27 protein-coding genes and 2 riboswitches are annotated in these 22,467 nt (G+C 29.7%); of the genes, 8 read left to right on the top strand and 19 right to left on the bottom strand.

Translation table 11 applies throughout. The annotated features are described in order from the left end of the window. Window positions 1-32 precede the first annotated feature (32 nt). Window positions 33-1,292, bottom strand: a complete 1,260-nt coding sequence (locus CLCHR_RS18740) for an HD-GYP domain-containing protein (RefSeq protein ID WP_079441434.1) — start codon at window positions 1,290-1,292, stop codon at window positions 33-35. A gap of 140 nt (window positions 1,293-1,432) precedes the next feature. After that, window positions 1,433-2,170, bottom strand: a complete 738-nt coding sequence (locus tag CLCHR_RS18735) for a TMEM165/GDT1 family protein (RefSeq protein WP_079441433.1) — start codon at window positions 2,168-2,170, stop codon at window positions 1,433-1,435. 150 nt (window positions 2,171-2,320) lie between these two features. Further along, window positions 2,321-2,438, bottom strand: a riboswitch (yybP-ykoY riboswitch). A 268-nt stretch (window positions 2,439-2,706) separates the two neighbouring features. On the opposite strand from CLCHR_RS18735, the gene CLCHR_RS18730 reads away from it, so the two are divergent. From CLCHR_RS18730 to CLCHR_RS18715, 4 genes are all read left to right on the top strand, one after another. Then, the gene (locus tag CLCHR_RS18730) at window positions 2,707-2,931 is read left to right on the top strand and encodes a DUF1659 domain-containing protein (RefSeq protein ID WP_079441432.1); all 225 of its coding nucleotides are present in this window, start codon (window positions 2,707-2,709) and stop codon (window positions 2,929-2,931) included. A 103-nt stretch (window positions 2,932-3,034) separates the two neighbouring features. Beyond that, entirely contained in the window at window positions 3,035-3,253 is a 219-nt protein-coding gene (locus CLCHR_RS18725; RefSeq protein WP_079441431.1) for a DUF2922 domain-containing protein, read from the top strand. 135 nt (window positions 3,254-3,388) lie between these two features. Continuing rightward, a complete protein-coding gene (locus CLCHR_RS18720; RefSeq protein ID WP_079441430.1) occupies window positions 3,389-3,715 on the top strand; it encodes a hypothetical protein in 327 nt (108 codons plus the stop codon). Window positions 3,716-3,803: 88 nt separating this feature from the next. Next, window positions 3,804-4,121 (top strand): hypothetical protein, encoded by a 318-nt coding sequence (locus tag CLCHR_RS18715; protein ID WP_079441429.1) that lies wholly within the window; start codon window positions 3,804-3,806, stop codon window positions 4,119-4,121. A 39-nt stretch (window positions 4,122-4,160) separates the two neighbouring features. On the opposite strand, the gene CLCHR_RS18710 is transcribed toward CLCHR_RS18715, so the two are convergent. Continuing rightward, complete coding sequence (locus tag CLCHR_RS18710) at window positions 4,161-6,506, bottom strand: sensor histidine kinase (protein ID WP_079441428.1); 2,346 nt, start codon at window positions 6,504-6,506, stop codon at window positions 4,161-4,163. Window positions 6,507-6,902: 396 nt separating this feature from the next. On the opposite strand from CLCHR_RS18710, the gene CLCHR_RS18705 reads away from it, so the two are divergent. Beyond that, a complete protein-coding gene (locus CLCHR_RS18705) occupies window positions 6,903-7,946 on the top strand; it encodes a galactose ABC transporter substrate-binding protein (RefSeq protein WP_079441427.1) in 1,044 nt (347 codons plus the stop codon). 48 nt (window positions 7,947-7,994) lie between these two features. Here the strand turns inward: CLCHR_RS18705 and CLCHR_RS18700 are convergent, their stop codons facing one another. Then, a complete protein-coding gene (locus tag CLCHR_RS18700; RefSeq protein WP_079441426.1) occupies window positions 7,995-8,933 on the bottom strand; it encodes a helix-turn-helix transcriptional regulator in 939 nt (312 codons plus the stop codon). A gap of 127 nt (window positions 8,934-9,060) precedes the next feature. Here CLCHR_RS18700 and CLCHR_RS18695 point away from each other — a divergent pair, with 127 nt between their 5' ends. Beyond that, a complete protein-coding gene (locus tag CLCHR_RS18695; protein ID WP_079441425.1) occupies window positions 9,061-9,513 on the top strand; it encodes a VOC family protein in 453 nt (150 codons plus the stop codon). A gap of 220 nt (window positions 9,514-9,733) precedes the next feature. Here CLCHR_RS18695 and CLCHR_RS18690 read toward each other — a convergent pair whose 3' ends face one another. The 12 genes from CLCHR_RS18690 to CLCHR_RS18635 all read right to left on the bottom strand — a co-directional run bounded on the left by CLCHR_RS18690 (window position 9,734) and on the right by CLCHR_RS18635 (window position 17,880). Then, window positions 9,734-11,464 carry a methyl-accepting chemotaxis protein gene (locus tag CLCHR_RS18690; RefSeq protein ID WP_079441424.1) on the bottom strand — a complete coding sequence of 577 codons (1,731 nt, stop codon included), beginning with the start codon at window positions 11,462-11,464 and terminating at the stop codon, window positions 9,734-9,736. 169 nt (window positions 11,465-11,633) lie between these two features. Further along, window positions 11,634-11,715, bottom strand: a riboswitch (cyclic di-GMP riboswitch). Window positions 11,716-11,838: 123 nt separating this feature from the next. Next, a complete protein-coding gene (locus CLCHR_RS18685) occupies window positions 11,839-12,321 on the bottom strand; it encodes a GNAT family N-acetyltransferase (RefSeq protein WP_079441423.1) in 483 nt (160 codons plus the stop codon). A gap of 292 nt (window positions 12,322-12,613) precedes the next feature. After that, window positions 12,614-13,063, bottom strand: coding sequence for a GNAT family N-acetyltransferase (locus CLCHR_RS18680; protein ID WP_242966156.1), 450 nt, complete (start codon window positions 13,061-13,063; stop codon window positions 12,614-12,616). A gap of 82 nt (window positions 13,064-13,145) precedes the next feature. After that, entirely contained in the window at window positions 13,146-13,679 is a 534-nt protein-coding gene (locus CLCHR_RS18675) for a GNAT family N-acetyltransferase (RefSeq protein WP_079441422.1), read from the bottom strand. A 365-nt stretch (window positions 13,680-14,044) separates the two neighbouring features. Then, the gene (locus tag CLCHR_RS18665) at window positions 14,045-14,851 is read right to left on the bottom strand and encodes a class I SAM-dependent methyltransferase (RefSeq protein WP_079441421.1); all 807 of its coding nucleotides are present in this window, start codon (window positions 14,849-14,851) and stop codon (window positions 14,045-14,047) included. 20 nt (window positions 14,852-14,871) lie between these two features. Beyond that, entirely contained in the window at window positions 14,872-15,684 is an 813-nt protein-coding gene (locus CLCHR_RS18660; RefSeq protein WP_079441420.1) for a P-loop NTPase family protein, read from the bottom strand. An 18-nt stretch (window positions 15,685-15,702) separates the two neighbouring features. Continuing rightward, window positions 15,703-15,852, bottom strand: a complete 150-nt coding sequence (locus CLCHR_RS25315) for a hypothetical protein (RefSeq protein WP_242966155.1) — start codon at window positions 15,850-15,852, stop codon at window positions 15,703-15,705. A 226-nt stretch (window positions 15,853-16,078) separates the two neighbouring features. After that, complete coding sequence (locus CLCHR_RS18650; protein ID WP_079441442.1) at window positions 16,079-16,465, bottom strand: VOC family protein; 387 nt, start codon at window positions 16,463-16,465, stop codon at window positions 16,079-16,081. Between the two features lie 101 nt (window positions 16,466-16,566). Then, a complete protein-coding gene (locus CLCHR_RS18645) occupies window positions 16,567-16,902 on the bottom strand; it encodes a hypothetical protein (RefSeq protein WP_079441419.1) in 336 nt (111 codons plus the stop codon). A gap of 100 nt (window positions 16,903-17,002) precedes the next feature. Next, a complete protein-coding gene (locus CLCHR_RS25310) occupies window positions 17,003-17,185 on the bottom strand; it encodes an NUDIX hydrolase (RefSeq protein ID WP_242966154.1) in 183 nt (60 codons plus the stop codon). 56 nt (window positions 17,186-17,241) lie between these two features. Next, complete coding sequence (locus tag CLCHR_RS25305; protein ID WP_242966153.1) at window positions 17,242-17,445, bottom strand: NUDIX domain-containing protein; 204 nt, start codon at window positions 17,443-17,445, stop codon at window positions 17,242-17,244. 42 nt (window positions 17,446-17,487) lie between these two features. Continuing rightward, entirely contained in the window at window positions 17,488-17,880 is a 393-nt protein-coding gene (locus CLCHR_RS18635) for a cytidine deaminase family protein (protein WP_079441418.1), read from the bottom strand. A 464-nt stretch (window positions 17,881-18,344) separates the two neighbouring features. Here CLCHR_RS18635 and CLCHR_RS18630 point away from each other — a divergent pair, with 464 nt between their 5' ends. Then, complete coding sequence (locus CLCHR_RS18630; RefSeq protein WP_079441417.1) at window positions 18,345-18,506, top strand: DUF1540 domain-containing protein; 162 nt, start codon at window positions 18,345-18,347, stop codon at window positions 18,504-18,506. Between the two features lie 61 nt (window positions 18,507-18,567). Here CLCHR_RS18630 and CLCHR_RS18625 read toward each other — a convergent pair whose 3' ends face one another. Then, window positions 18,568-19,314 (bottom strand): AAA family ATPase, encoded by a 747-nt coding sequence (locus CLCHR_RS18625; protein WP_079441416.1) that lies wholly within the window; start codon window positions 19,312-19,314, stop codon window positions 18,568-18,570. 295 nt (window positions 19,315-19,609) lie between these two features. Next, window positions 19,610-20,965 (bottom strand): amidohydrolase family protein, encoded by a 1,356-nt coding sequence (locus CLCHR_RS18620; RefSeq protein WP_242966152.1) that lies wholly within the window; start codon window positions 20,963-20,965, stop codon window positions 19,610-19,612. A gap of 308 nt (window positions 20,966-21,273) precedes the next feature. Between CLCHR_RS18620 and CLCHR_RS18615 the strand changes: the two genes are divergently transcribed. Then, on the top strand, window positions 21,274-21,726 hold the full coding sequence (locus CLCHR_RS18615) for a MarR family winged helix-turn-helix transcriptional regulator (RefSeq protein ID WP_079441414.1): 453 nt from the start codon (window positions 21,274-21,276) through the stop codon (window positions 21,724-21,726). Between the two features lie 296 nt (window positions 21,727-22,022). Here the strand turns inward: CLCHR_RS18615 and CLCHR_RS18610 are convergent. Then, window positions 22,023-22,467: DUF445 family protein (locus CLCHR_RS18610; protein ID WP_139376270.1), on the bottom strand; the 445-nt coding region annotated here is incomplete at its 5' end.

The following is a 22,467-nucleotide window of genomic DNA, read 5'->3' as shown; positions in this document are numbered from 1 at the left end:
AAGATGAAATCTACACCTTTAGATAAGTGGTTTTATACTTTCATAGCATCCATTATTTTTAATTTCTTATCTATATATTCTGATTTACTAAAAACATAATCAATATCTTTAGTTATTTTAGTATCTATAAATCCATCATCAATCATGTTATTTAATATTTCCATTGCTTTTTCATGGGATAGTCCCTTTCTGTACGGTCTCTCCTCAGTAAGTGCTTGATAAATATCAAGACAAGTCATAAGACGTGAATTAAAATCTAATTCTTTATTCCCCATGCCAATAGGATATCCTTTTCCATTTAACTTTTCATGATGATTTGAAGCCCATTCAGTAATCTCCTCAAATCCTTTTATTTCTTGCAGAGCTAATCTAGTGTAATCCGGGTGTTTCTTAATAATACTAAACTCTTCGTCAGAAAGTTTGCCCGGCTTGTCTAATATATAGTTTGGGATCGCTAGCTTACCAATATCGTGAAGATCAGCTGCAATAATTAACTTCATCTTTTCTTCTTGCTCTAAGTCATAAAAGTCTGCCATAATAGCGGCCTTTTCCGATAAACTTTGAGAATGTTTTTGAGTATATCTAGATTTAGAGTCAATAATTTTTGATAATACATTAGTTATATTATTAATTTCTTCGAAAGATAACTCTAAACTATACTCAGGAATTTCTTTCTTTAATGCTATACTAACAAAATCATTTTTCAAATTTATCCAAAATTCTTCATCTTCAGTGACTTTTAAAAAAGCTTTTATAATTCTTGAAGAAAACGATATATTTTCTTGATGTGCCACAAATTCATAAACTTTATTCCGCATATCATGATTATTATTTTGTAAATCAAAACTCTTTTCTAGAGCATCAGCGATTGCTATAATTTGCGAGATTAAAGGAATTTCCTCTCCCCTTAAGTTAAAGAATCCTGTGCCATCATACCTTTCATGATGATACTTAATTATATTTTTCACATTGGTCAGTAGTGGATAGTTTTTAATATTCTTTTCTCCAATTGTGCAATGTTCTTTTACACCTTCTAATAATGCTGCATTTTTCAATTCTTTTGTAGCTAATTTTTTATGCAGACTATACTCACTTAATCCATTATCATGTAGCATTGCAAGCGCAGCTACATCATGGAGTTCTTCAGAACTTAATCCCATTTCTTTAGCGATACTAATTGAAATATATGCAGTTCTTTTTCCATGATTAGATGTCATCCCGAGAATATCCATCTCTACAAAGTCCAAAGCAAATGAAACAGCCATAAAAAATTCATTTAACCTAAATAACATAATTATCCTCCTTATTACATTAAACTTATCTTTTGTATAAAAAACGAAAATAGTATAAAAATATTTTATACTATTTTCAGTATTTTTACTAGAAAATTAGTTCCTTTACCAATTATGCTATCTACTGTTATAATTCAATTTCATAAAGCTCTCTTTTTAATTTTTTCTTCTTTCGCCATGTCATCTATTGAAGTATCTTTGTTATTTAATGCTATATCACATACCTGACCAAAGTATGCAAATTTTACTCCAAAAAGATAAATAAGTACTCCCATAACAACTAAGTATAAAGCTAAATATATTGGTCCTAAGAACGCTGCTGGAGCGGCATTATATAATGTTAATGTTCCAAAGAACATAAATATTACGCCTGCTACCCATTTTATATATACCTCTGGTATATGCCTGCACATCCATGCTCCACCTAAAATACCTATACCGTCAGCAATAAGCATTCCAACCGTCGTTCCCATTAAGATAAGTAATGGTTGTTGATTTTCTGCCGCTATGGATATTGTCATAAGTTGTGTCTTATCTCCCATTTCTGCTATAAAGAAGGCAATTGCAACCGTTACTATAGGTCCAAACTTTACCTTTTTATTCTCTTCATCGTCTAGTTTATCTCCCCGTATTGTCCAAAGGCCAAAAACTAGAAAAGATACTGCTGCTATAATCTTTATCAAATTCATTGGAATTATAGTGCTTACATAACTTCCAACCGCAACTGCCAATGCATGATTTAATATAGTTGCAATTAGAACTCCAATCAATACGTGTTTAGCTTTGTATTTACTTGCCATGGCCATAGCTAAAAGCTGAGTTTTATCCCCCATTTCTGCGACTACCACTAATAATAGTGCCTTAATAAATACTCCCATATTTAACACCTCCAAATTATATTAATTATTAATTTTAGTTATCCCCCTTCTTGCACTTTTTTATAAAAAAATAAAGACCTTCAGCACAATAAAGCGTTTTGTCATAGATCCTTTTTGATAGATTTTATCAAAAAAGGTTTATAACCTAACACAAATATTGCGCTAAAAGTCTCACTTAACTAAAATTAGTTACGATAAAGCCAGACCTAAGGTCAGTATGTTGACTTTATCACCTTTTAAAAGGCAGTTACTCCCTTTTAACTTTAAATTATTTTCAATATTTTAATTTTATATCAAATCTCATCCACTGTCAATAATTTCCTGCTTATCACTATATTCCTTTTTATAGAATGATACTTTTTCATCAATGCTGATAATCTCTAAATAGATAAATCACTTCCGACCTAGACTTGTTTAGCAATTCACCGAGATAATAAAAATTACTATTTCGAAATTTAATTTTTTTTATATTTCATGGTAATTTTGAAATAACGTCATATATCCTATATGAAACCAATTTGAAAGGAGTGAAAGCAATGGCTATAACAAAAGTTCCAGAGTCTACTGCTCTTAGTATTGAAATTCAAAGTTCAATTGATAAAGCAGGCGATCCTGTATACACTAAGAAAACTTTTTCTGGTGTAAAAAATGATATTGATCCTCAAAGTGCCTATGATGTTGCTGAAGCAATAAAAGCTGTTCTAGCTGCAAGTACTAGAGACACTTTTATAAACTCAACTGTCAGCTTAATCAACGCGTAAAACAATTCTTAATTACTAATCTATGCTCATTTTGATAGAACATCGGTATTTGCATTATTAAAATTAATTTGGAATTGATTTTAATAGAAAGGAGGAAATTTACATGGAATATGTTTTGACAATGACTTTCTTAACTTCTGGTGGGTTAAAGTCTACATTATCTATAAATGGTGTTAAACCAAATCTTTCAAAAGATCTGATAAATTCTTTAATGGATATTATAGTTGCAAAAAATGTTTTCTTAACTAAATCTGGTGAGTTAGTAAAAAAAGAAAGCGCTCAAGTGACTGAAAGAAAAATCACTAAATTTGAAGTAGCTTAATGCTCTTTTAATAGAAAATAGAACCATGCGTGATAAGCATGGTTCTATTTTTTATAATTGAATATATTTCTTTTACCTTCACATAATAGAAATTGAAACATTGAATTTTTAGAATCATGAAGGGTGGCTGATCCAATGAAAAAGTTTCTTACTTTATCCTCTATCTTTTTATTATTATTATTTAGTATTAATACAATTACTGCTGTCGCTCAGGTAAACCAATCAAAAAGATTCAAAGAAGGTTTTTATAGTATGAATGATTTAGGGTTATTAGAGAATGTTTCTTACAAAGTCGAAAATGTCTCTAATTATAACGGATTCCTTGTAGTATTTGATTCTGAGCAAAAAATACAGCAAGCAATATCATTAGAGCCACACTCAACAAAACATCCTCTTAAAACCATTAGAAATACCGACAGAGTTGTAATATTGGGTCAAGGTGAATTAATTTTTTCTTATTAAAATTCAAAAGTTCTTACATTTAAGGTTTTTACTATCCCACATCATTAACCAGTTGTTTATTACTGAAATCTTGAAAGGAGCTAATTTTATGAAGAAATTAATTACTATATTGTCTATTTTTTTATTAATATCATTTACTATAAATACAGTAACTGCCGTAGCTCAACCTAAAATATATTCGCAAGGTTTTTACACTATGAAAGATCTTAATCTCTCTGAAAATACTTCTTATACTGTTCAAAATAATGAACCTTATGTTGAAGGTCTGCTAATTATTCTTGATTCTGATAGAAAGATACAGCAACTTATTCGTATACCACCTAGCTCAACCAAAAATCCTATAATTCCTCTAAAAAGTGACTACAAATTTATAATATATGGTAATGTTAAATTAATATTTTCTTAAAATGCACTCTCATAATGTAATAATATTACGGCTTATAGATTATAAATATATGTCTGAAAACTCTACATTAGTAATTTGCACAAGACGGTTATCATTCATAAAATCTACCATTAGCTTTTCATTTTGTTCCTCTAGTACCATCTCATCGGGAAGCAGAATTATAAAAGTTGTACCTTTGCCAAATGTACTTTCTACAGTTATACTGCCTCCTAATGCTTCAACAAACTTCTTTACCAATGATAAACCGATTCCTGTGCCCTCTGCCTGCCTTGATAACGAACTATCTACCTGTCCAAACTTTTCAAATATTATATCTATCTTATCCTGTGGTATACCTATTCCATTATCCTTTACTTTAACGCATATATTACCTTTTAAAGAATTCATACTCACAACAATAGATTTACCTGCCGGTGTAAACTTGATTGCATTAGAAAGAAGATTTAGGATTATTCTTTCATATTTTTCATCATCTATTCCTATTGTCTTTTTTGCGAGCTTAGATACAAATGTTATCCTTACTTTCTTCCTCGAAGCATATTCATAAACAGATTCAGTAATAGCTTTTGTGAGGAAAACTATATCTATATTCTTTTTATTAATCTTAATACTTCCTGCATTCGCACGTGTGATATCAAGGAGGTTATTAACCAGCCTTAATTGTCTAGAAGTATTCTGTTTAATAGTTCTCATATAATCTTTTATTTTATCTGTCATTTGATCTGCATAAACAAAATTCAAAGTCTGTATAGCCGTGTTTATAACATTAAGTGGTGTTCTAAACTCATGTGAAATAACTGATAAAAAATCATCTTTCATCTCCATCGCCTTCTCAAGCAATTCTTTCTGCTCTTTAATATGCTTCTCATAAAGAACTCGCTCTGTAACATCACGACAAATAATAATTCCTAAACGAACTTCACCCATATCATCAAAAACAGGGGTTGCATTAAAATTAAAATATATGTTATTGTCTCCGTGCTTTACAACTACCATCTGATTCTCAACTTTTTCACCTCTTATGACTTTCATAGAAGGAAAATCGTCAAGTGTAATGATTTCACCTGTTTCAGTATAATACCTTTCACCTGCTTCAAGCGACTCTCCTACTTTTTCAAGTGCCCTACCAAGCAAAGTGGTATTTTTTGTATATTTCGCAACCTTTTTGTTTAACATAATATAATTTCCGTTTTTATCTACAACAGTTAACCCCTCTGATATATTTTCTATTATGATTTCTAATTGTTCTTTTTGCTGTTTAATAATCTGATTTTGAATTCTTAATTCCTCTTCTATTTTTTTACGTTCAGTAATATCTCTATTTGTTTCAAGAATAGTTTGGAATCCCTTTTCATCTACTATTAGCTGAAACCTTGTCTCTACTATAAGTTTACTGCCATCTTTTCTTGTATGTTCTATTTCACCACTCCAAAGCTCTTCCCTTAAAAGTATGGATTTTATATTATTAATATCAATTGGAAATACGGTTTTTAGCAGTTCGTGACCATTATATCCTATAGCTTCTTCTTTACTATAACCATACTTTTCCTCTGCTCCCTTATTCCAATATATTATGTCGCCGTCAAGTCTCCAGGCCAAAATAGCTTCACGCGAAAAATTTAATAGATTAGCCTGCATTTTTAACTGTTCATTCTGCTGCTCAATAACCTTCGCCTGTTCTTCCAACTTCTTTCTATTTAAAACTTTTTCTGTTATATCTGTTGTAATTTCAATACAATATTTAAAAATTCCATTCTCAAATACTGGAGCGAGACTAACTTCCCAATATGTCACTCCTCTTTCAAATTTAAACATATATTCATCAATATAAGCCGGTTTTTGTGTTAAGAGTACATTTCTCCATATATCTTCAGATGAACTTCCGATCCACCCTGAAATAATTTCGTGCATTTTTTTACCTATTGAATTTTCTCTCCTGTCAAAGGGCTTATCAAAAAAATCCAGGTAAGTCTGATTGGCTCTTAGTAAAGTTATATCAGGTGCGCTAAAGATAGCAATGCCAAGTACATCATGAGAAAGCAATGCTTCTACAGCTGGCAATTTAACATCCAAACGTAAATTTTTCTTCTCACAGAAAACGTATACTTTCTCAAAAGTATCTTCATTAACAGTTATATTTACAAACCTGGCATCTAATGATTTAGTGAAAAGAAAATACTCCTTTTCCCCATCAACATTTTCTATCTCAATGCTCGGACCGATTTTTAAAATGCTGAATAATTCATTAATATTTTTATTTAATAACTCTTCCTTTGAGTATTCTGTCATATCAATAAATGATTGACTAATTTCAGTAGCAATTTCATTGTTTACAACTATATAAGATTTCCCATCAATGCAATCAAATGAATCATAAAACTTCATAATAATTCTCACTCCCAAAGTTTAGACTTTTTTCCTTAGCACAATTATACATATATACTATATTACCATGTTATTCCACACGTTTCTACCATGTATTACCACTATATTTATTAAAATAATCAAAACTATTTTGTATACTTATTTCAATATTTGGAATAATAATACTGAAACCTAAATTTTTTTCATAATTTATTTATAGACTCCTCATTATAGGGGTCTTTCCCCCCCCATTTAATTCGGACTTTTTCAGTATTGAAAATCATTCTTCTTCATCTTCTTCAAAATAATCCTTTTTTGTTTCATAAAATTAATGAGATATGTATAAAAACGAATAAATTCTATAAATATAGAAAATCTATAACTATACAATCAAACCACAACCTATGGAGGATTAAAATGAATATATTAAAGAAGCTGATTTCAGCCATTATAGTTATGCTATTGTTATCAAATATAATTCCATATAATGCATATGCTCTACAAACCTCTACTAATGAACCGGAACTTAAAGTAGCTGTATTCATAAATAATTTTGACGATTTATTCCTCTATGAAATTAAGAGAAATTTAGAAGATATCCAAGCTGAAAATGAGAATAAAGTTCAATTTACTTTTTTTGATGCAAAAGAGAATCAAGGCTCACAAAATGATAGTATTGAAAAAGCACTTACTGAAAATTTTGACCTTTTTGTATTACGTCCGGTTAGTAAAAATATAAGTGATTTTGAAGGCACTTTTAATAAAATACAACAAAAAAATATTCCGTTAATTCTTTTATACGAGAAAACTTCATCAATAGTAAATTTACTTAAGCGCTACCAGAAAGCTGTTATTATCGATACGAATCTTGTTCAATCCGGGATTCTAGAAGGTAAAATCCTTGCCAATGCCTGGAATGCAAATAAGGAAGTCTTAGATAAAAATAAAGATAATATAATGCAATATATTCTGATAAAAGGTCCGTCTGATAGCAATATAACAACTATAAGAAGTAAGTATTCAATTCAGACAGTTAATGAAGCAGGAATAAAAACTCAGGAACTTTCATCGGTCACCTGCAACTTTCTAGAAGAATGTGCAAGGACTTCTATTGAATCACTAATTTTAAATTACTATGGCAAAATCGAAGCAATAATTGCTAATAGTGATTCTATGGCAATAGGTGCCATTAAAGCACTTCAAAAATACGGCTACAACAAAGGAGACATCTCTAAATATATTGCAGTTGTTGGAATTGACGCCTTGCCAGAGGCTAAAGAATTAATTAGGCAAGGTGCCATGACAGGTACTGTTGAGCAGCACCCACGTGAACATGCAGATGCAATTTATTCTATAGGAATGAATTTAGTTTCTGGCAAGTCTCCTCTCAGTGGCACAAATTATAAATTTGATGAAACAGGAATTGCAATCCAACTACCTTATTTTGAATATGTTAAATAAGTGTAATTCTTTAATTATATGGCTTAATATTTTTACTATAGATAAGTTTTAAATTTCTTCATAATGATTTAAAATCTTTTTAATTTTTTCATAAATAATGGATTTTAACGATTGTGGTTTAACTGACTTAATAGAAGTACCATATCTAAGAAAATATTCAGATATAAAGTCTTCTTCACCCTTATTAAAAAATCCCTTTATAATTGTCTTTGTTCCTAATTCTATTTTCATAGTGGGATAATTTTCCTTATAAAAAATATCTTTTGCACTATCTAAAATTTCTATTTCAAACTGAATACTTTTATCAGATTTGTAAAACTCTAAAGGAGAGTTTATTAATTTTTCAATTGGAAATTCTAACTTATCATTACTAAACTCTAATGAGGTTATTTTATCACATCTAAAAACTTTGTATTTATTACTATCAAGCTCTATTCCACTGGCATACCACTGTCCAAATTTAGAGGAAATCTCAAAAAACTGTATATGATAATTTACAGTTTTATTATTTTTCAAATACTTAATCTTACAACTTACTTCATTAATAACACTTTCTAGAATCTTATCTAAGAATTGACTAACACTATTATGCTTAGATGCTTCAAATTTTAAGACCTTTTTCATCTTATTAATTTCTTTTATTTGTTCTCGTGATAGGCAGCTTTCAAATTTTTCATTTAGTTTCTCTATACTTAAATGAAAAGGCGTAGACTCATATGCTTTAAGTGTGAGCATTGCAAAATATAAAGCGTATACCTCATCTATGGTAAATATAATAGGTGACAATAATCTATTTTTCAATATAACATATCTTCCGTATCTACCTTGCTCTGCGTAAATAGGCATTCCCAATTCTTCTAATGAACTAATATCACGTAAAGCTGTACTTTTTGAAATGTCATATTTATTCATTAAATCACTTAAATTAAAGTAATCAAAGTCATTTAAATATATCATCATATGGTTTAATCTTTCTGATTTTTTCATATATCCTCCGTTGTAAAATTTTTCTGAATAAAGGTTTCATATTTTGACACCTTTAAGTATTATACTCTAATTATATCAATAATATAGCCATTGATATCTAATTTATTATACGAAGGAGATTAATATTATGAGTACAACGCTAGAAATTGCTATTTTCCTTTCAATGAATGGAGAAGCACAAGATGCTATTAATTTTTACAAGAGACACTTTAATGCAGAACAGTTAATGATTGTAACATATGAAGACCTGGCAAAGATGGGAGATAAATCAATAGAAATTAATGACGAAAATAAAAATCACATCTCTCACTCTATTTTAAAAATAGGTAAGACTAAAGTTATGATGAATGAAAATCCAATGGATACTAACGAAAAGTACAAATCTGGTAATAATACCTCGCTATGTGTTCAAAGTGCTGATTTGGAAGAAATCCAACAGTTCTATAATAGCTTGATTACAGATGAAAGAGTTAGAATAATTGTACCATTAGCTAGTAATATATTTAGTAAAGCATATGGTATTATTGAAGACCCCTTTGGTATTCAAATTCAATTATGTTTTGATGAGAGATTAAAGTAAAAATTATTCTTGTGATAAATAATATTTAAAAACTCTATCATAGTTATTGAAATATATACTAAGATAGAGTTTTTTTACAATAGCACTTTAAATTATAATAATTTAAAATGCTTCAGCTATAGGTATAGTTTGTATTACCTTACACAAATAATTTAATAGATTTTTTTATGTACAATGGCATTATAATTAAAATGAATCCAAGCAATAAATATAAATATAGTTATATGCTAAATTTTAATACAAGACTATTTAAATGCTTCATACCATGTTTTAAATTCTCAGTTTCAATTTGCACATCATTTGAATTATTTTTTATATTTAATATTTTGTCAGCAACTTCACTTGTACCCGTTGAACATTCGTTATTTGCTGTTGATATTTCCTTTAATGATTCTGTTATGGTTTTTATTGATGCCAAAAGTTCCTCTGATGTTGCACTTAAATCTGATACTAGATTCTTTATGTACAAAGCATCTTTCTCATAGTTTTCTCCAACTAAAACTGACTCTTTATAACTATCTAAAACTTTTGTTTCAATATATGTTAATGTTTGCTTAGAGACATCACTAAGATTATTTACAGCCTCAAATATTATATCAACTACATTATGTATTTCATTTACAGTTATTTTTGAATTCTCTGCTAATTTTCTAATTTCTTCTGCGACTATAGAAAATCCTCTTCCAGCTTCTCCTGCTCTGGCTGACTCAATAGCTGCATTTAATGCTAAAAGGTTAGTTTGCTCAGAAATATTAAAAATTGCATTAGTAAGCATTTTGATCTTTTCAACACTTTTAATTTTATCTAGTGCTTCATTCATTGCTTGTTTAATTGATGAATGTGCTTCGGTAGCTTGCCTTTGAAGCATTACAGAACCATCTTTAAGTGCACTTGCCCTACTATTAATTTTATTAGCTGATATAGCTCCATCTTGTGCTTTATCAGATATATGTTCTACTGCTGTTTCTATTTCCTCGGAAATAGCATTTATTTCCTCGGTTGATGCAGCAGTTTCTTCAACCTCTGCTGACAATTCTTCAATTACAGCAGAAGCCTCTTCTAAATTCCCCGTAATTTTTATAATATTATTGCTAGAAATTGTGATAACATCATTTATGTTCTTTGTTTCCATCATTATAGCTTGTACAATTTCTTTTAAAGAATTATGCATTTCATTAGTAGCTCTTGTTATATCACCTAATTCGTCTTTTGAATCTAGCCACTTGTCAGGTATGCTTCCTCTAAGATTTCCTGTTGAAATAGATTGTATATGTTTTTTTAAGAATGATAAAGGAGATGTAATGCTCTTTATTATATACATACAAAATGCAACAACAGCTATAATTATAATGAAAGCTATCAAAATTGACATAATATAATCAAACTTAAGTTTATTATTAACACTTTCTTCAATTGATAAATTGTTCTTATTTGCAAGTTCTACGACTTTATCAATAGAATTTCTGTGATTATTATATAACTCTTCTAATTTATTATTTAATATAAATTTTGCATTCTCTTTATCTCCATTTTTTATACACGGAATAAATTCGTTATTTAAAACATTAAAATATTCCTCAGCTGATTTATATGAATCTTCCACAAAAATTCTTTTCATTTCACTTTCAGGTAAATCATTAACCCATAACTCGTGATGTTCATTATAGTAGCTTTCGAGTTTTTCTTCATATTTAGCTAGTTCTTCAATCTTACTTTTATCATCTTCATTTAATAATTCCAATGCTGTAAGATGTGATTCTATTATGTACTCTGGAGGTGGAAGTATATCTGATATTAGATCTTTACCCATAATTATTTGCTTATATGTATATCCATTGATTTTTGTATCAGTTATAACTTTATTTGTATAAAATCCAAAAACTGAAAATCCTAAAATAAAAATAATAATTAACAAAAATAACTTATATTTAATCTTCATATCTTTTATCATAAATTTAGCCCTCAACTCACATGATTATTTTATGTTTTATTCCCCAATTCTTATTTGCTATTTCGTATTGTTGATTAAATCACCTCTTTCTAATCTCATTAATAATCAGTTATATTTAAAGCTTTAAACAAAAAAGACCAACTTAAACTAATTAATAAAAAATAATTAGCTTAGATTGGTCGGTTGCACAACTAGCTCCAAATTCTTAAAGTGCCCAAATAAAAGAATTCTTCATAGCTCCCAAATCATATTTTTGACATAGTTACACATCATTATTTACTGGTTAAATATTGCAATATGTGAAATTTTATCACATTAACTTACAATAATCAACAGTTATTAATATGACTCAGTATCGAAATCCAAATTCAAATTTATGAAATTACCTTTTTTAAAATAAAGCTGCCTTCTTCTAAATCTTTCGGATTTTTTATTTCTATTACATGAAATCCGCACTTATTAACATAGAAATTATGATTCCTATGAGAAAAAATAGGCGTTTCAGTACTCCATACTCTTGTATTTGGATACATGCTTTCAATTTTACTCCAAACTTTTGTTCCAATCCCTTTATCCTCATAATCAGGATCAATAAATATATTCCCTAAATAATTTTCATCATTATCATTAATCCAAAGAATTGTGGCACCAATAAGAACATTATCTAAGTATATACAATAAGAAGTCGCTTCTTTATCTAATCCCCATTTCCTTAAAAATGACCCATCATCGTATCCTGGAGGCCCACCAGTTTCTTGTCCCAAATGAATTTTTGTATCATAATCAAAAGCTCTTTTCATTATGTTTACAAGACTCAAAATATCTTCTTCAGTCATTTTATCAAATTTTATATTCATATCTACTCACCCCACCAAATTACTATTTATAATAATTAACTTTAAACTCAAATTGATTATTTATTAGTTCAAGAAATATTTTTAACCGTGATTATAATGTATATGTTCAGAACCGAAAAATTTAGTAATATCACTATTTATCATTTCTAAAATATTATCATTCACGAATTTCACGTTTTTTACCATTATAAATTAATTATAACATATTTTGTAAAGGTTTCTTTATATACTTATAAAATAGAAAGTTTTACTTACCACAATTTTGTGGTGAGCACTTTGTCACTTCTTCAAATTATAAATGTTTTAATAGGATAATTTCATAAGGTTCTCCTTCTGGCATAAAACCTCCTACTGTTTTGTATCCCAATTTTAAATAAAAGTGTTGCGAATATTCGTTAGAAGCTGTTGAAGTCATAACAACCTCATACTCTAACTTTCTCATTTCAATTTCCCAAAACTCAACTAATTTTTTTCCGTAACCTTTTCCTCGCTTACTTTCTAAAAAATAAAGCATGTTCATAAATGGTGTATTGTCCCAAAACAAGTTATATCTTAGCCACCCACAAAAATCATTATTTTCTTCTAGAATTAGCACTCTACCTAACCCTATAAGATTTTTTAATTCATTCATTTTAATATGCTTATCATATAATGAAATAATCTTTAAATCTTCTATTTCAGCAAATCTAATCCTCATTAAAAACCACTTTCTTTCTTGCTTATTTACTTGCCTTTCTTCCAAACTGACCATATCACCATAGTTTTATACCAAATAGACTTATATTTCCACTTATGTTATAGTTCTGTATGAAGTGCGGACAAAATCACTTATTCAAATCAATAGAATACAGTACATGTTTCCTTAAAGGACTGCCCTCAATAATATTCGGATGTTCAAATTCCATAACTTTTATCATACCAATCTTCTTCATTACATTTTCTGATTCAATATTTATTTTCGAAGTGAAGCTATATACTTTATTGAGTTCTAGTGTTTCTAATCCATATTTTAAACATGCCTTTGCTCCCTCTGTTGCAAATCCTTTACCCCATGCTTCATATTTAAGCCTCCAACCTATTTCAATGCACGGAGTAAATTCAGATTTGAAGTTTGCTAAGTGGAATCCAATAAAACCAATGAAATCATTATTATGTTTAGTTTCAACTGCATAAAGGCCATAGCCGAAATTTTTGAATTCATCTTGAATTATGTTGTAAAATCTATCTGTTTCCTCTTCAGTAAGTGTTTTATTAAAATATTTCATTACCATGGTATCCTTATTCATTATCCGAAATTCATATAGATCTTGTTCATTCCAATCCCGAAATACTAACCGTTGAGTTTCAAAATAAACCATGTTTTCCCTCCTTTGAAATAGCTATATCTAGCCGTCTATTTTATGAAGTTATAAGAACTTCCCCCATGTTACCATGGGAAATAGGAAAGGACTACTTCCTTCATTGTTTACATTAAAAGATGTGTATTAAACCAATGAAGACATGAGACTATAAAAAAATTCTTTTGAAATTCTGTTTTAAAAGAATTATCTTCTTTATAACTGTTTAATGAATTTACCATATCTTCATAAAAGCTTAAAAATACATCATTAAAGGCTGTATACATATCACAACTATATTAAACCCCATTATGATTTTTTCTGCATACCATAATGCATTCAAGTAATGAAATAAAAAATAACCTACCAATCATTTCTTAACAATTCTATTTAACTCCAATCCTCATGCGATAGGAAAAATCTATTTTAAATTCTTTATCACCGAAAATATCAATAATTCTCTCTTTAAAAGATACTAAAGTTGGATTTATTTCGTCTATATTTGCTTTAATAATAGACTGTACCCCTCCTTGACTTAAAGCAATTTCTATAAATCTTTGTGCATTGCACATTTCAGTATTTGAAAAAACTATTTCTCTTACATATCTAAACTTATTGCTATTTTTAATATTGGAAAGGTGATTTTCCTTATCCCATCTGACAAAGCTATCTTTAATTCCTTCATATGTGGATTCAATTTCATTTACTTTCTCAAAAAGTTTGTTATATTCAAGTTCTGCTTCCCAATTACAAACAGGCGGCCAATCACAATCATAAACTGCAAAAACACCTCCATCTTTTAAGATTCTTGAAACTTCATTCAGAGTAGTTTCTGGATTCATCCAGTGAAATGATTGAGAACATGTAACAATATCTACAGAACTATCATTAAGCCCAGTATTGTCTGAAAATGCAGAAACAAATTTTACATTATTTAAATCTAATGCCTGTTCTATTGCTATTTTAATCATATCATCGCTTGGCTCTATTCCTATGACTTTCTTGCTTACATCACTCCAAATTCTTGTGGAAAGACCTGTACCACATCCTAAATCAATAACAACAGATGGACTTTCGCCTAAATATTTAAGCAATATTTCTATGACTTTTTCAGGGCATTCAGGTCGTGCATTATTGTAAACATCAGCAAATCCTTTAAATCTATCTGCATTTAAATGTAAGTTATCTTTCATAAATCCACCATCTTTCTAATTTATATTCTTTCTTTAATAAAATCTGTAATTATATTATGTGTTCTTTCCCAATCTTCGAAAGGCATATCGATAATAACTTTTTCAATTGGCAGCTGTTTCAAAATACTCAGCTCCACTTTTTGTCTTTCTTCAATACATGAAATATATCCATCAAATCCTTCAAGAGAGTTTGACTTTCCATACCCTTGGGAAGTATGATAATCAATAACACTTTTAATCCATTCATCATCACGTTCCTTGGCAACTTCAGAAACTCTTTCTTTTACCTTAGAATTTTGCAAATAAATTATAACAGGATTTAGAGTCTTTATATGTTCATAAATGCTTGTTATATACTTTTGAATATTTTCATAAGGAAAATTAAATCTCATCATCATTTCACATAATGGATTCTGTAAAAAACAACAATTAAAAACATAAATATTCATTTCTTTGTTTGCCTGCTTGGCAAACTCTTCCCAATGCTCTAGCATAATTGCTTTTTCTATTTCCCATGGCAAACAATCATATATTTTAAAAGGAATTATCTTATTAAATAACTCTCCTTTTACCTTTGAAAGTGGTATAACTACTCCTAAATTCTTCATAACTCCAATATTTTGAACTTGCTGTAATTCTATATCATTAAATATTCTTAAATCATTGCTTGTCATAAATGCATGAAATTCATAGTCAGCCGGATGTTCTAAATTGCCCTCATCATAACATGAAACAGAATGTCCCTTTTTCAAAAGAATATCCGCAACAAATTTACTGGTGTTACTTTTCCCTGTGCATGGTAATCCTTCTATTATAAATAACTTATTTTTCAATAAAAAATCCTCCAAGATTTAAATTAAACTAATATTTCCAATAACTTTTGAAGTTGCTTTTAATCGCGTCACAAACTCGTACCATGTTGGGTTTTCTAAACTCATGGAAAGAGCACAATCACTAATAAACTCTCTTATTTCTTCTCTTGTCTTTGGCCAGTGAATCATATATTCTCCCGTTTCTTAATCACAACCATACTCGCAAATATCTTCATAGTCCATTTCATTTATTGTACTAATAATTAGCCTTTCTGTTTCAATCATTTTTTTCACTTCCTAGGTTTTTATAAATAATGTTGTACCTTGATTTTCTCTATAAGTTCTATCCTACAAATTACTGTTCGTCTGCTGATTTATAAATAATCTTTACTTCACAGCTTACGAAAACTAAGTATTATTTAATTTCTGCAAAAATTTCATGTATATTTCCATCTGGGTCTGCAAATAGTGCTGTTCTTTGATTCCAAGGCATATCTTGTGGTTCATGAATAGAAGTTGCTCCTTTAGAGATTAACTCCTTAAATGATTCATCAACATATTTAGGATTTTCACATGGGAAAGCAAGTTCAAAGCCTTGTCCAAATGACTCTTTCATATATTCACTACTATACACATACATAACATCTCTCATGCAAATAGCAAATCTTGTTCCATCATTTTCAAATTCAACATAATTACCAAGGTCATTTTCAACTCTAAATCCGAGAACTTGACTATAGAAATTTTTCATTCTATCTATATCATTTGTCCAAATCGTAATAAGATTAATTTGTGCTTTCATCATATATTTTTCCCCTTTATTAATTTAACATATAGTTCGCTTTAAATTACTGTTGTGACACACTTTAAGAAGGTCACGTAATAATATTCGCCCAAAATCATTCATTTAAACTTCTTATTTTTTACTAAATCATATATGAAATAGGTTACTTTTTCTATTCCGTATTTTATTAAGCCAAAAATAAAACCATAAAATAGAAATGTTAATATATGTGCTAAGTACATATTTAGCGTTGTAGGATTGCCTAAATAATATCTCATAACAATTCCACTGTCTAACCAAGTTCTGAATGGTTCAATGTATACAATCTCATCTAAAATTGGGTTTAGTCCAATTAGTAAGATGCATTTATCATCATGACCTGTGTAATTCATCGCAATAATTAGTAAACTTATTATTCCGAACCCCAATATAAAAGCTCCTAATGTTTTCTTCATATACTATTTCTCACAATGCTTATTTCCATTAATAATTGTTTTACATAATTTACCATTACGTTAATAAAAAATATGGCTAACTTTTGTATATGCTTTCATATTATAACGGTAATTTTTCAATTTTAGATATTATTTTATTATAAATTTTCTTCATATGTGGCTCACTTGAGTATGTATCTATCTCACTGATTGGAATCCATTTAAAATCACTATTCTCATCTGGTTTAATAATAACCTGTTCATTCTCGTCAGCCTGAACTAAATATCCTACGGATATATGCAAGTGTGATGAAAATACTTTCCTTTTCTAATGTGTCCTCGCACAGGTAAAATATCTAATCAAACAATCTCATTAGTGGTAGGAATAATATTTTTTACTCCTGTTTCTTCTTTAATCTCTCTAATAGCAACATCTAATAAGTTTTTCTCACCATCTGCATGCCCTCCTGTTAAAGACCATGCATTGAATATTGAATCAATCCAATTACACCTACCTACCTTCTTGAAATAAACTAAATCACACACTATGACTATTTTGTTCAATTAAACACATTTGAATTTATCATTCACATATAGACATAAAATTTATTTATACCTTGGATATTCTGGAAGTGAATCTACTAGCTTGATTGCATTCCCTTCATTATCAAGTAACATTTCAATATTATCTGCATTTTTTCCAAGGTGCATCATAAATTCTCTGCACGCACCACAAGAAGGTATCACTTTCCCATCTTTATAAACAGAAACGACTTTATCTACTTCGTTTTCTCCATGGGTGAGCATTGTTGATAACGCATTTCTCTCCGCACACATTCCTAATGAACTATTTGTATCAACGCATATACCTGTATAAATGTTTCCTTCTTTTGTTAGTACCGCTGAAGCAACGCTTCCAACCCACATAGTACTCGAGATTTCATGTGGATTTATTACATTCATAGCTTCTTTATAGAGCTTTTCCCATATTGCTTCCATATTATTCTCCTTAATCTCTGATTTAATATAGTGACAAATTATTGCTTGTATAATTAATCACAGTTATTTATTATCACGTTTAATCTGAATATATCTAAATGATAGTTTGGTATAATAATCATATTTTTTATCTTCTAACCAAATCACCATTATGAGTTAATTATAACATAATTTTCAAATTAAATATTATTATTTATCACCCTTGCTTTATAGTAACTACATAACTTAAAATATAATTGCAAAATTGACGTGGTGGTAACTTCGATTACCGCCTTTTTCATTTTAAACAAAAAAATACAGCCAAATTAATGACTGTTTAATAAAGGGAATATTAATGAAAAAGCTTTTCTTAACAATTTTTATTATAATTAGGTTTCCTTAACAATAGCTGAATAAATTAAAAAGTATAAATATTATTTTTTTTCAAATACTATTACAGAAGTTCAATCAAAGGAGTGACTATTATGAATCATAACGAAAGTATAGGGTGTTCAGTAGAAGAATGTAAATACCATTGCAAAGATGATAATTATTGCACATTAAGCAAAATACAAGTAGGAACTCATGAATCAAAAGCTAAGAGTAAAGAATGTACTGATTGTAATTCTTTCGAATTAGGCATGTAAAATTTAATTGACACAAAAAAGCAGTAGTTGGATTTCTCCGAATACTGCTTTTTAAACTAATCTAGTCAAACAGATATCCCATCATCTTTTCGGGATTCTCTAAAAATTTTCTTGTTATCATGTAATTATCAGTCTTTTTATAAGGAGTTTTCGTAATTCCATCATCATCAATAACAAATATATCTGCACCTGGATATGCCATTAATATGGGTGAATGAGTTGCAATAATAAACTGTGATTTTTTCTTTACAAGCTCATTAATAATAGTAAGCATAGCCATTTGTTTAACTGGTGACAATGCCGCTTCTGGTTCATCTAAAATATATAGCCCATTTCCACCAAAACGATTGGTCATGAGTGTAATAAAGCTTTCACCATGTGACATCTTATGTAATGATTTACCTCCATAACTATCTACAACACGACGCCCCATAGAACTTTCTGAATCGAGATTTTCTATTTCTGTAGCTACATTATAAAAACTTTCCGCCCTTAGAAAGAAGCCATCACGAGGTCTCCTCACACTCTTTACTATAGTAAGATATTTATATAATTCAGAATGTGTTTCTCTTGATGAAAAACTAAAATTTTTAGTTCCTCCTTCTGCATTAAATCCACTATTAATAGCAATAGCTTCTAGTAATGTTGATTTTCCACTGCCATTTTCACCAACAAAAAATGTTACATTGCTTGATAAATCTAAGCTGATTAAGTTATTAACTACAGGCAACTCTTTAATATAGCTGTCCGCTTTATAAATTTCTTTCTTGAGCCGGATTTCTTTTATATATAAATTATCATATAGCATTCGTGTATCACCTCATTGTTTCTTTTCTGTTTTACCAACCTTCTTCTGTAGACTTATTAATCTATCCTTGTACTTTTTCATAATATCAATAGCAATTAACAAAACCTCATTATCGTCTTTATCCATTTTATCACATCCTCTAACTAGAATGCTTTTATCTATTCAATATTGATAATGATATGGTTCACCGTATCAGTAACAAGTGATAACACACTTTCTTATCCATATGTTAATTTATACTCTTATTTCATATCAATTCTTATTGATTTATCTTTAAGCCTTTATAATCATTGTATTATATACTGTCAATTCTTAACCCTCTACTCCAAACTGCTTTGATAGATAGAGTGTCGGATATATTGGTAGTTGGATCACCATCAACTAATAATAAGTCAGCACGTGCTCCAACTACTATGCGTCCTCTATCCGAAAGACCAAAACGTCGAGCAGGGACAGAAGTTGCAGCTCGCAGTGCTTCAATTGCTGTGAAACCAGCCTCAACTAGTAATTGAAGTTCGTGGTGTACACTAGCACCATGTGCAAGTCCTCCAAGTATTGGAATTGGAACAGAAACATCTGTACCAACTAAAATATCTACCCCAGCATTATGAAGATCCATTACATTATTGAAGTTGTCTTTCATGGTTCCTTGTGGGAATGTATTAAAACTTGAATTCAATGTATCTATCCATTCTTGACTTAGTTTTGAAATAACACGTGGATCAGTTGCTAAATCAGAAGCTGGCTTCCCAATAATAGAAGAATTTAGTACTAGACAAGGTGTTACAAAAGCACCACTGTCAGCAATTGCCTTTATCAATTCAGGAGTCCACGACGGACGATCAATAAATACGTGAGCTAATCCGTCTACTCCAAGGTTAATTGCTGTTTTTGAAGATTCCGCTGTTAGCACATGGGCAAGCACTATTTTATCCAACTTATGTGCTTCATCTACTGCTGCTTTATAAATATCATCACTTAAAACAGGAAGACCAGGACTATTCATTACTGTTCCTTCTTCAATTAAGATTTTAACATAGTCTGCACCCTGGGATACTTGTTCATTTACATGTTTAACAGCTCCCTGAATGGTTGTTACAGAAGGTGATTCTTCTTCATGATTGTGTTGCTGTTCATGGGCTGCTATAAATGCAGCTTTTTCTTCTTCAGTCATTTTTTCCATTTCTTTAAGTACAAAATCAGGAATGCCATCCCCCGCTATTAGTTCATCCGGATGCCCACCTGGAGCAGTTACCCCCATACCAGCAGAACGTACATCTGCAATATCATAGATACCCTTTAACTCTAATTCACGACCATTTTTCGTATAACCACCCATCATTTCTAATTCAGTTGTAACACCAAATTTCAATGCATGGCGTAGACCGTCTACCGAAGTATGCACATGAGAATCAATAAGACCAGGCATTAAAGTAGCACCCTTGGCATTGACAATTGTTGCTCCAACTGGTACTTCACCACCGATAGCAACGATATTTTCACCGTCAATTATTACAATCTGTTCATCAATCACCTTTTCTCCATTAAAAATGCGAGCGTTAATAATAGCAGTTAGCTTTTCAGTTTTAAATTCTTGATTTTCTTTTTTATTCATTTTATTTTCCTCCCCTTCTCGCTGATCGAGTATCATTATTTGTAAAATTTATATCCACAATATCAGAAACAAGATATTATATATGTCAAGCCCACCTTTCTCTCTCCATTTTTAAGCAACCAGTAGTAGTTACTATATTTTTTATACTCCAAATATAGAATTCAAATATTCTCTATAAAACAGACTCTGACTTTATTATATTATCAACAGTTGACTCTGTCAACTGTTGATAATATCCACTAAATTACTTGCAGAATACAATTCCCTTCTATATAATAAAAAATGAAGCAAGTCACATCTCTTAAAAACGGTTTCAAATTTTAGTTTAAGGAGAACTGAATGATATGGAAGAATTATATTTCCTCAACTATTGTGGTGCTATATACCGAAAATCACAACTCTATATAAAAGCAGCCTTATCTGACCGAAACATGAGTTTCTCTGATGCTATGGTTTTAATATACGTCAGTGCTAACCCCGGAACAATCCAAGATGACATCGGCAGTAACTTGTCGATTGATAAGTCAGTTGTAGCACGTTCCATTAAATCCTTAGAAGCCTTAGGGTTATTAACAAGAACCGAGGACCTCTCCAATCAGCGTGTTAAAAAAGTTTATACCACTGAAGCAGCCAAAGAATTCAAAACATACTGGAATAAAATCATCTCTCAATGGAATAAAACTATTTTAGCAGACCTAACTCCAGAAGAGCGAAGCATGGTTATTTATGCTAATTATAAAATCAAGGTATCAGCTATCGCCGCTGACATTCAAAACGAAATAAAACAAATAAAATAGGTTATGACTCATGTTTCACAAAAATGAAGAAACCTTGTAGACATGATATAAAATGAAAAGTACCATATGGGATAGACAATAAAAAAAAGTCTATCTTATATGGTACTTTTATGTATAATATAACCAATAATATTAGGAATGAACATAGTTGCGTAATAAATTATTTACAGATGAAGAAGTTGAAATACTGCTATCTTTCTATTCCTAATTTTAGTAAATTCCTCATTTACTTATGATACGGTTCACCGTATCAGTAGTAAGTGATAACCCTTTTTCTTCATATATCTTTTTAATCCTTATAGCACTCTAATTATTCCTAATACTAAACCAACGCAAAAACCACAAATAGCACCGTTTACCCTTATCCACTGCAAATCATCGCCAACTCGCTCTTCTATTAATTCTATAAGAGTTTCAGTATCTAATTTTTCAAGGTTATCTCTAACAAGTTTTCCTATCTTTTTGTGATTAACACTTATGTATTCTGATACATGTTCTTGTATCTGCTGTTCTAATTTATTCATTAAACTAATATCTTCTGATATGCCATCTATTAAGTTACTTAGCATCGGCAATATATTATTTTTTATGTAATCATCATTAAAATAATTTAAAATTATACTTTTTAATTCATTTAATGTTTTCACTATGTAATTATTTAGCTCAATATTATTACTTAAGTTAGTTTTATACTCATCTATTTTCTGTATGATATTCTCATTGCTACTGATGCTTTTTATA

It is taken from the genome of Clostridium chromiireducens (assembly GCF_002029255.1).
Lineage (GTDB): Bacteria > Bacillota > Clostridia > Clostridiales > Clostridiaceae > Clostridium > Clostridium chromiireducens.
The sequence above is the reverse complement of the archived record's forward strand: the minus strand, read 5'-3'. Positions and strand labels throughout refer to the sequence as shown.